The sequence below is a fragment of the Mumia sp. ZJ1417 genome (assembly GCF_014127285.1).
Lineage (GTDB): Bacteria > Actinomycetota > Actinomycetes > Propionibacteriales > Nocardioidaceae > Mumia.
Map to the genome: position 1 here is coordinate 3,969,942 of NZ_CP059901.1, position 9,907 is coordinate 3,979,848.

Annotated in this window: 11 protein-coding genes; all 11 read right to left on the reverse strand. The window is 69.7% G+C overall.

Annotation, left to right across the window (positions count from 1 at the left end):
- Positions 1-5: 5 nt before the first annotated feature.
- Entirely contained in the window at positions 6-458 is a 453-nt protein-coding gene (locus H4N58_RS19185; RefSeq protein WP_182397117.1) for a DUF3598 family protein, read from the reverse strand.
- On the reverse strand, positions 455-1,486 hold the full coding sequence (locus H4N58_RS19190; protein ID WP_167249788.1) for an ABC transporter ATP-binding protein: 1,032 nt from the start codon (positions 1,484-1,486) through the stop codon (positions 455-457). The genes H4N58_RS19185 and H4N58_RS19190 overlap by 4 nt, the downstream gene beginning before the upstream one ends.
- Positions 1,483-2,484, reverse strand: coding sequence for an ABC transporter ATP-binding protein (locus tag H4N58_RS19195; RefSeq protein ID WP_167000420.1), 1,002 nt, complete (start codon positions 2,482-2,484; stop codon positions 1,483-1,485). Before H4N58_RS19195 ends, H4N58_RS19190 begins: the two co-directional genes overlap by 4 nt.
- A gap of 2 nt (positions 2,485-2,486) precedes the next feature.
- Entirely contained in the window at positions 2,487-4,052 is a 1,566-nt protein-coding gene (locus tag H4N58_RS19200) for an ABC transporter substrate-binding protein (RefSeq protein ID WP_167249786.1), read from the reverse strand.
- Positions 4,053-4,098: 46 nt separating this feature from the next.
- Positions 4,099-4,992: an ABC transporter permease gene (locus H4N58_RS19205; protein WP_167000422.1), complete on the reverse strand. Its 894-nt coding sequence runs from the start codon at positions 4,990-4,992 to the stop codon at positions 4,099-4,101.
- Entirely contained in the window at positions 4,989-5,957 is a 969-nt protein-coding gene (locus H4N58_RS19210; protein ID WP_167249784.1) for an ABC transporter permease, read from the reverse strand. The genes H4N58_RS19205 and H4N58_RS19210 overlap by 4 nt, the downstream gene beginning before the upstream one ends.
- 222 nt (positions 5,958-6,179) lie before the next feature.
- Positions 6,180-7,358, reverse strand: a complete 1,179-nt coding sequence (locus tag H4N58_RS19215; protein ID WP_167249782.1) for an acyl-CoA dehydrogenase family protein — start codon at positions 7,356-7,358, stop codon at positions 6,180-6,182.
- Positions 7,355-7,810 carry a Zn-ribbon domain-containing OB-fold protein gene (locus tag H4N58_RS19220; protein ID WP_167249780.1) on the reverse strand — a complete coding sequence of 152 codons (456 nt, stop codon included), beginning with the start codon at positions 7,808-7,810 and terminating at the stop codon, positions 7,355-7,357. The genes H4N58_RS19215 and H4N58_RS19220 overlap by 4 nt, the downstream gene beginning before the upstream one ends.
- Positions 7,807-8,952 (reverse strand): acetyl-CoA acetyltransferase, encoded by a 1,146-nt coding sequence (locus tag H4N58_RS19225; protein WP_167000426.1) that lies wholly within the window; start codon positions 8,950-8,952, stop codon positions 7,807-7,809. The genes H4N58_RS19220 and H4N58_RS19225 overlap by 4 nt, the downstream gene beginning before the upstream one ends.
- Positions 8,949-9,410, reverse strand: a complete 462-nt coding sequence (locus tag H4N58_RS19230; protein ID WP_243842811.1) for a MaoC/PaaZ C-terminal domain-containing protein — start codon at positions 9,408-9,410, stop codon at positions 8,949-8,951. The genes H4N58_RS19225 and H4N58_RS19230 overlap by 4 nt, the downstream gene beginning before the upstream one ends.
- Complete coding sequence (locus tag H4N58_RS19235) at positions 9,407-9,907, reverse strand: MaoC family dehydratase N-terminal domain-containing protein (protein WP_167249778.1); 501 nt, start codon at positions 9,905-9,907, stop codon at positions 9,407-9,409. Before H4N58_RS19235 ends, H4N58_RS19230 begins: the two co-directional genes overlap by 4 nt.

Sequence of the window (9,907 nt, forward strand, 5' to 3'; positions counted from 1 at the left end):
TGACCTCAGGCCTTCTTGTACTCGCGGATGACCGTGCGGCGCACCAGACGGTCCTCCTCCATCCAGTGCCACGTACGCACCTTCTGCTGACCATCACGACTCAGCTGGATCAGCTCGTACAGATAGTTCCCCGGCTTCAACAGCTCGTTGTACGTCCACGTCAACAAGATCGTCAGCTCATCGGACTGGTGCATGTGCCCCTCGATCCGATCGGTCGAGAAGAACACATCCTTCCCCTTGAGGATCCCAGGAAACTCCACCGCCTCCTGACGACCATCAGGCCACGTGTACGTGTTGATCTGCTTGATGTCACACGAACCGTCCTCCGGCACCCACATCCGCAGATGCGACGCATGACGATCAACCTCGTTGCCGTCGGGATCCAGGTGGACGTACTCGCCCTCCCACTCACCAAGGTGACGGTCGAGAATCGGAAAATCCTTGTCCCAGGCGCTCATGCCGGGTTCCTTCCTGTCATGGTGCTGCTACTGATGTCGCCGAGAAGCTCGTCGAGCCGCAGGCATGCCGCGGCTCGGCCCTCGGGGCGCCCGCGGAGCGCGGGTGATTCGTGGGAGCAGTCGTCGACCGCGACGGGGCAGCGGGTGTGGAACCTGCACCCCGTCGGGACGTCGATCGCAGAGGGGACCTCCCCCGTCAGGCCGCCGCTGGAGAGGCGACCGACGACCAGCTCGGTCGGTGCGGCTTCGAGCAGCGCGCGGGAGTAGGGGTGCTCGGGCGCGGTGAAGACCTTCTCGATGGGGCCGCTCTCGACCACCTCGCCGAGGTACATGACCGCCACGTCGTCCGCCACGTGCCGGGCGATGTCCAGCTCGTGGGTGATCAGCACATAGGTCAGGTCGAGCTCGACCCGCAGGTCGGCGAGCAGGTTGACGATCGTGGCCTTCACGCTGACGTCGAGGCTCGCGGTGGGCTCGTCGAGCACGAGCACGTCCGGGCCGGTGGCGAGCGCCCGTGCGATCGTGACGCGCTGGAGCTCGCCGCCGCTGAGGTCGCGCGGCCGTCGGGACAAATAGTCCGTCGGCAGACCGACCATCGCGAGCAGCTCGGTGCAGCGTTGGTTCACCGCCGCGCGATCCGACACCCCCCCGTGCAGCCGGACCGGCTGCGCCAGGATGTGCCGGAGGCTGCGGGCGCGGTTGAGCGCCGACCACGGGTTCTGCGACACCAGCTGCACGCGTCGCCGTGCTGCCAGGTCGTTGCGGGTCACGGGCACGACGTCGTGCCCGCCGATGCGGACGCGTCCCGACGTCGGCTCCACGAGCCCGACCAGCGCCTTCGCGATCGTGGACTTCCCGCACCCGGACTCGCCGACCAGCGCGAGCGCACCGCCCTTCTTCACCTGGAGGTCGACCCCGTCGACCGCGTGGACGACCTCCACCTCTGCGCCGCGGGCCCGCTTGCCGGACAGCCGGTAGTGCTTGACGAGACCCTCGACCTCGACGAGCGGCGCCGTCTGCGCGCTCATTCCGTACCTCCCGGGTGATGGCAGCGCACCGTCGCCGCGGCCGACTCCACCGGAAGGGGGTCGACCTCGCGGCAGACGTGGTCCGCACGCGCGCAACGCGGCGCGAAGGGGCAACCTGGGAGCGCGTGAGCGCCGCTCACCGAACCAGGGATCGGGTTCAACCGGGCGCCGGCCGGACGGTTGCTCGGCATCGCCGCCAGCAGCGCCTGCGTGTACGGATGCTGAGGGTTGTCGAACAGGTCCTGTGTCCGGGCGACCTCGACCAGACGGCCTCCGTACATGACCCCGACCCGGTCGCACACCTGCGCCACGACGCCGAGGTCGTGGGTGACGAGCACGACGGTGTTCCCGAGGCGCTCCCGCAGGTCGACCATCAGCCGCAGCACCTGCGCCTGCACCGTCGCGTCCAGGGTGGTGGTGGGCTCGTCGGCGAGGACGAGGCCCGGCTCCCTGGCGAGGATGGCGACCGCGATCAGCATCCGCTGCAGCTGACCGCCCGAGAACTGGAACGGGTAGTCGCCGAGCCGCCGCTTCAGCCCGCCCAGCCCGACGTCGGTCAGCAGCTCGTGCATCCGCTCGTCGTCGACCTCCCCGCCGGTGAGCCGGCGCAGCTGGGCTGCGACCGGCGTCACCGGCGAGAGGGAGGTCATCGGACGTTGGGGGACGAGCCCGATCTCGCGGCCGCGCAGCTTGCGCAGCCGTCCCTCGGACATGCCGAGCAGGTCCGTCCCGTTGAGCTCCAGACGGTCGGCGGTGACCCCGGTCCCGTGGGGAAGCAGGCGCATCAGGGCGGTGAGCAGTGTGCTCTTGCCCGAACCCGACTCCCCCACGAGGCCGAAGATCTCACCGCGGGCGACGTCGAACGACGCGTCCCGCACCGCCCGGAGCTGACCACCGGCGAGCCGGTAGGTGACGTTCAGCCCCTCGACCCGCAGCAGCGGGGTGGTCTCGCTGTCTTCGGCGAGGGCGTCACCAGGACGCGCGACGGTGGTGTTCATGCTCACTCCAGCCGCTGCAGCGATGCCACGTCGAGGCGACCGAGCGCGAGCTGCTCCGGGTCGAGCTCGCTCACGTCGTTGCGCTGGGCGACGATCAGCTTCGGGTAGACCGGCGGGATCGCGACCGCGTCCTCGGCGAGGATCGTGTTGGCCTGGCGCGTGAGATCCCCACGCTCCTTGGCGTCGGTGGTCGTCCACGCCTCGTTGAGCAGCTTGTCGAGCTGGTCGTTGGCGTACCCGAAGTTCATCGGGTTGGTGGAGGCGTACGAGGTGAACAGCGGGAACGCGCTGTCGCCCGCGCTGACACCGGTGACGAAGGTCGTCATCGACAGCTGGTAGTCACCCTGCATCCACTTGGTCGCCCAGGTGCCTGCGTCGGTGCTCTCGATCTTGACGCGGATGCCGGCCTTCTCCCAGCCCTGCGCCAGCGCCTCCGCCATCTTCACGGTCGACTCCGAGGAGCTGCTGATGGACAGCGTGAAGTCGATCCCTTCCGCGTGCCCGGCCTCGGCGAGCAGCTCCTTGGCCTTGTCGACGTCCGGCGTGGTCGGGTAGAGGTCCAGGTCCTTGTCGTACGCCTCGAGCGCCGGTCCGGCCGGTCCCTGGGCGGTGTCCGCCGTGCCGGCGTAGACCAGCTCGGAGACGCCGTCACGATCCATCGAGTACGCGAGCGCCTGCCGCACCCGCTCGTCGTCGAACGGCGCCTTCTTGAGGTTGAAGAAGGTGAGGATGGAGATCGGGGCATCGACCACGTCGACCGACAGCGAGTCGTCCTTCTCCACGACGCCGACGTTGCTGGCGGGCACGTCGGTCATCACGTCGATCTTGCCCTCGCGCAGGTTGACCAGTCGGGTCCCGGCGTCGGGGACCGCGCGGAACTCGAGGGTGTCCGCACCCTCGAACTCCTCGCGATACGCCTCGTTGCGGGCGAGGGTGACCGACTGACCCTGCGTCACCTTGTCGATGACGTACGGGCCGGTGCCAATCGTCGTGTCGTTCTTCTCCAGCGTGGAGCTGTGGATGATCGGCAGGTTGTTCAGGTGCGAGCGGAGGACGCCGTACGGCTGGGCGAGCGAGATCTCGACCGTCTTGTCGTCCTTCGCCTTCGCCCCCTTCACGAAGTACGCGAAGTAGCTGGTCCAGTCGGTGTACGCCTTCGGGTCGGAGACCTTGTTGATCACCGCGGCGACGTGGTCCGCGGTCAGCGGGTCGCCGTTCGAGAACGTGACGCCCTCGGCCAGCGTGACGGTCCAGGTCAGACCGTCGGCGGAGATCACCGGCTCGGCGGCCGCGAGCTGCGGCACCGAGGTGCCCTTGTCGTCGTACGTGTAGAGCGTCTCGGCGATAGGCGCCGTCACCCACGCGAGGGGGTTGGTCGTGGCCACGAGGGGGTTGAGGTAGTCGGAGATCGACGGCATGCCGACCACCACGGTGCCGCCGTCGACGGGCTTGCCGGCCACGGCATCGCCGGAGCCGGAGCTGCAGCTGCAGAGCGCGAGGGCGACGGCGGTGGCGCCGACGACCCCGACTGCGCGACGGCGCAGCGGGCGCGAGGAGAGGGACTTCATGAGAGCTCCTGGGGGATGGAGGGGAGGGTGTGGGGGGAACAGGGGTTCATCGACGGCCACCGAGAAGCCGCTCGACCTCGTCACCGAGCAGATTGATCCCGATCGTGACGAACAGGATCGCCAGGCCCGGTACGACCGAGAGCCACCAGCCGCCGATCATCAGCGAGCTGGTCGCGTCCGAGAGCAGGTTGCCCAGGCTCGCCTCGGGGGGCTGGATTCCGAGACCGAGGAAGCTGAGTGCGCTCTCGGAGAAGATCGCGATGCCGACCCAGAGGAAGGCCTGCACCAGGACGGGCGGCGCGACGTTGGGCAGCAGCTCCCCGAGGAGGATGTGGCGGCGCGAGACACCGACGACACGCAGGGCGTCGACGTACTCCTCCTGGACCTCGACGAGCGTCGCCGCGCGGGTGACGCGGGCGAAGAACGGGAGGAAGGACACGGCGAGGAGCAGCACGACCTTGGCCTCGGGCGCGAGCGTGAGCGGGCCGATCTCGCTGGATCCGGTCCCTGTCATGCCGACCACGAAGAGGGCGAGGACGAACACGGGCAGCGCCTGGAGGGCTTCCATGACCCGCATCAGGAGGTCGTCCACCCACGTGCCGCCGCGGTAGCCGGCGAGCAACCCGATCGGGACCGCCACCACGAGCCCCGCGACGACCGAGCACACCGCCACGATGAGCGAGAGCCGTGCACCCACCGCCGTACGGGCGAACAGGTCGCGCCCCAGGTCGTCGGTGCCGAACCAGTGCGCAGCGCTCGGGGGCTCCAGCGGGCCGCCGGTGCGCTCGTTCGGCGGCAGCGAGATCAGCGGGCCGACGAGCGCGAGCAGGCAGAAGACGAGGACGAGGACGAAGCCGACCCAGCCGAGCGCGCTCATCTGAGGAAGGCGCAGCCTGATCCGCCGGCGGCTGACGCGGGTGGGCATGGTGGTCGCACTCATCGAGCCGTGCCTCCGAGGAACTGGGCGCGGATGCGCGGGTCGATCGCGAAGTAGAGCAGGTCGACGACCAGCGTGGCGATGAGGAAGGCACCCGCCGTCCAGACCGTCGCGGCGATCGCGACGGGGTAGTCGTGCGCGAGGAAGGAGCTCACGACGAGCTGGCCGACCCCCGGCACGTTGAAGACGTTCTCGACGAGGACCGCACCACCGATGAATGTCCCGAGCATCATGCCGACGACGGTGACGGTGGGGATCACGGCGTTGCGGAGCGCGAGCCGCGAGAGCAGCGTGCGCTCGCGCAGTCCCATCGCGCGTCCGAACCTGACGTGGTCGGCGCCGAGCGCCTCGATCATGGACGCGCGCAGCGTACGGGCGATGACGGCCGACGCGGCGAGGCCCAGCGTGAAGGCGGGGAGCACCATCGACTGGAGATGGAGTCCGGCCCCCTCACCCCACGTCGCCCAACCCGAGCTCGGGAGCACCCCGGGCAGGTAGAGGCCGAAGATGAGGACGAGCACGAGGCCGAGCCAGAAGCTGGGCACGGAGAGGGCGATCACGCTGCCGACCCGGACGATCGCGTCGAGGGAGCCTCCGCGGCGCGCGCCGGCCAGGGCGCCGAGCAGCATGCCGATCGCGGTCCAGATCACGAAGGCGGTCAGACCCAGCTCCAGCGTCACCAGCATCCGGTCACCGAGGAGCTCGGAGACCGGCGTCTGCGTCGTCAGCGACTCGCCGAGGTCGAACGTGACGATGTTGCAGACGAACGTGAGGTACTGAGCCCACAGCGGGCGGTCGAGGCCGAGCTGTTCGAGCACCGCAGCCCGCTTCTCCGGGGTGGGGTTGTTGCCGAGGTACGCGGTTTCCGGGCCGCCGGGCGCGGCATGCAGCATGAGGAAGACGAGGGTCAGGACGAGGAAGAGAACGATCACGGCACCGCCCATACGCCGCATCAGGTACGACAACATTCGGCCTCCTCTCTCACGGTTTTGTTCCGCTGTCTGAAATACTGTTTCGGTAACACTAAGGTCGGCAGGACCGGTTCGGAATAAAGTCAGACAAAAGCGGGGCGCCTCCCGCCGGGGCCGCCGAAGACGACGCACGCGCCCCCGGGACGACCGCCGTGTGCGGCCGACTCGAGGGCGCGTGAACGTTGCTGTCGGTATGGCGGCGAACAGCTCCGCGGTCGGCTAACCGACGACGGTCTCGCCGGTGGTGAGGGACTTCGCGACGACGGTCCGAAGGATGTCGTTCGTGCCCTCGCCGATGCTCATGAGGATCGCGTCGCGGTAGAGCCGCTCGACCTCGAACTCGGTGGAGTAGCCGTAGCCGCCATGGACCTTCATGGCGTCGATCGCAGCCTGGAGGGCGACCTCGGAGCAGAAGATCTTGGCCATCCCGGTGGCGCCGTCGGCGCGCCCGTTGCGGACGGCGTCGGCGGCCCAGTACGCCATGAGGCGGGCAGCCTGGACCTGGGTGCCGAGCTCGCCGAGCTTGAGCTGGATCGCCTGGAACTCGGAGATCGGCTTGCCGAAGGCGTGCCGCTGCTGCGCGTAGGCGAGGGCTTCGTCGTGGGCGCGTTGGGCGATGCCGACCGAGCGCGCCGCGATGTTGACCCGGCCCCACTCCAGCGCCGACAGGACCTGCTGCATGCCGCGACCCTCGATGCCGCCGACGAGTTGGCTCACCGGCACGTGGACGTCGTCGAGCAGGATCTCGCAGGACTCCGTGCCCTTGTAGCCGAGCTTGGGGATGTCCTTGGTGACGGTGAAGCCGGGGGTGTCGGCCTCGATGAGCAGCACGCTCATGCCCTTGTGCGCCGGCGTCGCGGTCGGGTCGGTCTTGACCAGCACCGGGAGCGGGTCGGCGTAGCGGGCGTTGGTGATCCACATCTTCGCGCCGTTGACCACGTAGTACGGCTCGCTGCCGTCGTCGGGGGTGACCAGGCGGGCGGTGGTGCGGATGCCCTGCAGGTCCGTGCCGGCATCGGGCTCGGTCAGCCCGATGCCGGAGCGACGCTTCCCGGTCGCGAGGTCGGGTAGGTACTTCTCCTTCTGCGCGTCGGTGGCGTGCATCGCGATCAGCCGGCACGCCAGGGAGTGGCTGCCGAGGATGCCGGCGATGCCCATCCAGCCGCGCGCGATCTCCTCGAACACCAGCGCGAAGGAGACGGGGTCCAGGTCGAGGCCGCCGTACTGCTCAGGGACCGTGATGCCGAACAGGCCCATGTCGGCCATCCCGGCGACGATCTCGGTCGGGTACCGGCCGGACTGCTCCCAGTCGCGGGCCACCGGAACGATCTCGTTGTCGACGAACTGCCGCAGCAGCGCCTTGAACTCGCGCTGGTCCTCGTCGAGCTCGAACTTCATCGGGTCTCCTCGGTCGGGATGGTGGGGGCGCCGCCCTCGGTCACGAAGCGGGCAAGGGCACGGCCGTCGGGAAGGTCGGTCCAGGCGACGGTGACCGCGTCCCCGAGGGCCCACGACTCGGGATCGTCGTGGCCGTCGAGGCGCGTGAGCACGAGTGGCCCCTCGGCCAGCCGCACCCGCGCGAGCACGTACGGCACCGGGACGTCCGGGCGCGGGGCGCGGTGGACGACGGTGAAGGTGTCGACGCTGCCGGCACCTGAGGTGTCGACCTGGGCGAGCGCGTCGGTGCCGCCGCACCCGGTGCACAGCGCACGCGGCGGGTGCTGATGGTGGCCGCAGGTGCCGCACCGCTGGACGGTGAGGCGGTGCTCGCGCGTGGCGTCCCAGTAGGCCGCGGTGACCTCGTCCGCGGGCGGGACGTCATCGGGGACCCAGCTGCTCGGCGTGGTCATCGATCGCCTCCCAGGACGACGGTGGCGTGGGTGGACAGGATGCCGCCGGTGCCGTGCGCGACCGCGATCTCGGCGTCCGGCACCTGCCGTTCACCGCACTCGCCGCGCAACTGGCGGACGGCCTCGACGAGCAGCAGGACTCCGTACTGGCCCGGGTGGCAGTACGACAGCCCGCCACCGCTGGTGTTCAGCGGGAGCGAGCCGCCGGGACGGATCGTGCCGTCGGCGATGAAGTCGAGCACCTCGCCCGGGCCGCAGAAGCCGAGCGCCTCGACCGACAGCGCCGCGGTGATCGTGAACGAGTCGTACACCTCGAGCACGTCGACGTCGGCAGCGGTGATCCCCGCGCGGGCGAACGCGTCCGCGCCTGCTCCGGCGGCACCGGGACGAGTGAGGTCGTCGACCGCGGTGAACGACGTGTTGGTGGTGCGCTCGCCGTAGCCGAGCACCTGCACCGGCTTCTGGCGAAGGTCGCGGGCACGCTCCAGCGAGGTCAGCACCACCGCGCCGCCGCCGTCGGTGACCAAGCAGCAGTCCGCGGCGGTCAGCGGCGAGGAGATCATCGTGGAACCGACGACGTCGTCGACGGTGAGCGAGCCCTTGCCGTAGCGGAACGCCTTCGGGTTGAGCAGTGCCCACTCGCGGGCGGCGACCGCGATCTCGGCGAGCTGCTCACGGGTCTTGCCGTAGCGGTCGAGGTACTGCCGGGCGGCCATCGCGTAGTACGACAGCGGATAGAGGATGTCGTACGGCTCCTCGAACTGCGCCTCAGGGATCCACGGCTCGTGGACGCCGCCGAGCTTGCGCGAGCGCGCCGAGCGTTGGTTGGACGCGAACGAGATCACCACGACCTCGCACTGCCCGGCCTCGATCGCCTGGGCTGCGCGGGCGACGAACATCTCGAAGGCCGATCCGCCGGCGAACGTCGAGTCCGTCCACGTCGGCACGATCCCGAGGTAGTCGGCCAGCTGCGTGGCGGAGAACCGCGAGATCCCGGTGGTCGCGATCCCGTCCACGTCGAACAGGCTCAGGCCGGCGTCAGCGAGCGCGCGCGTGACCGCCTGGGTCTGGAGGCCGAGGATCGACAGGTCGGTCACCCCGAGGTCGGACTCGGCGGCACCGACGATCGCGACCCCGCTCACGGGCGCCCGGTCCCGTCGGTGCGGCCGAGCAGCACCCGAGCCGAGGCGGGCTTGACCGCATACCGGTCGTCGGCGCCGCCGACCCCGAGGATGGTGACCGTCATCGTCACGTCGACCGTCGGTGCGGTCGGGTCTGCGTCGTCGACCGCGACGACCTCGCCCTCACAACGGATCGTCTCGCCGGCGAACATCAGGTTGCGGAACGAGAAGTCGAGCGTCTGGACGAAGCAGTCCGGTCCGAGCCCGTCCTGCAGCATCTCGACCAGGTACGCACCGAAGACCTGACCGTCGACGATCGGACCCGGCAGGCCCTTGGCCGCCGCGTACTCGGGGTCGTAGTGAAGGCGGTGCCAGTCCCAGGTGGCGCCGGCGTACGCGACCATGTCGGTCAGCGTGATCGTGCGCTCCAGCGGGGCGATCGCGTCGCCCACCGCCGGCCGATCCGGACTCGCGCTCACGCTGCGCCTCCCAACGAGATGAAGATGAGCGTCTCCTCGTTCTCGGCCAGGAACTCGCCGTCCTGGTTCGTGTACGTCACACGCGAGCCGACGACCAGCATGTCAGCGCCCGCGCGGTTGGTCTTCTCGGTCGCGTCGGTGATCTCCCACGTGGCGGTGACGACGTCGTCGGGACGGATCCGGCGCCCGAACACATACCGGTTGCCACCGCGCACCTGCCGCGTCCCCGGGAGCTCCAACCCCCACGTGTGCCCGGCGTAGCCCTCGGCGTCGGCGGGCAGCGCGGCGTACTGGTTGGTCTCGCACACCAGGGTCGGCGGGAGGGTCACTCCCGCCAATCCGTGGCTTCGCGCGAACTCGGGATCGGAGTACAAAGGGTTGTCGTCTCCGATCGCGAGCCCGAAGTAGCGGCCGGCCGCAGCCCCGAAGGCCTCAGGCGCCGTGTAGACGCGCCGGGTCCCGACCAGCGCGCGGATCTCGTCGGTGAGCAGACCCAC

Excerpts from the sequence above, each read along its gene's own strand:
- H4N58_RS19200 (WP_167249786.1), bottom strand. The coding sequence starts at position 4,052 with ATGAAGTCCCTCTCCTCGCGCCCGCTGCGCCGTCGCGCAGTCGGGGTC.
- H4N58_RS19215 (WP_167249782.1), bottom strand. The coding sequence starts at position 7,358 with ATGAAGTTCGAGCTCGACGAGGACCAGCGCGAGTTCAAGGCGCTGCTG.
- H4N58_RS19220 (WP_167249780.1), bottom strand. The coding sequence starts at position 7,810 with ATGACCACGCCGAGCAGCTGGGTCCCCGATGACGTCCCGCCCGCGGAC.
- H4N58_RS19190 (WP_167249788.1), bottom strand. The coding sequence starts at position 1,486 with ATGAGCGCGCAGACGGCGCCGCTCGTCGAGGTCGAGGGTCTCGTCAAG.
- H4N58_RS19205 (WP_167000422.1), bottom strand. The coding sequence starts at position 4,992 with ATGAGTGCGACCACCATGCCCACCCGCGTCAGCCGCCGGCGGATCAGG.
- H4N58_RS19210 (WP_167249784.1), bottom strand. The coding sequence starts at position 5,957 with ATGTTGTCGTACCTGATGCGGCGTATGGGCGGTGCCGTGATCGTTCTC.
- H4N58_RS19185 (WP_182397117.1), bottom strand. The coding sequence starts at position 458 with ATGAGCGCCTGGGACAAGGATTTTCCGATTCTCGACCGTCACCTTGGT.
- H4N58_RS19195 (WP_167000420.1), bottom strand. The coding sequence starts at position 2,484 with ATGAACACCACCGTCGCGCGTCCTGGTGACGCCCTCGCCGAAGACAGC.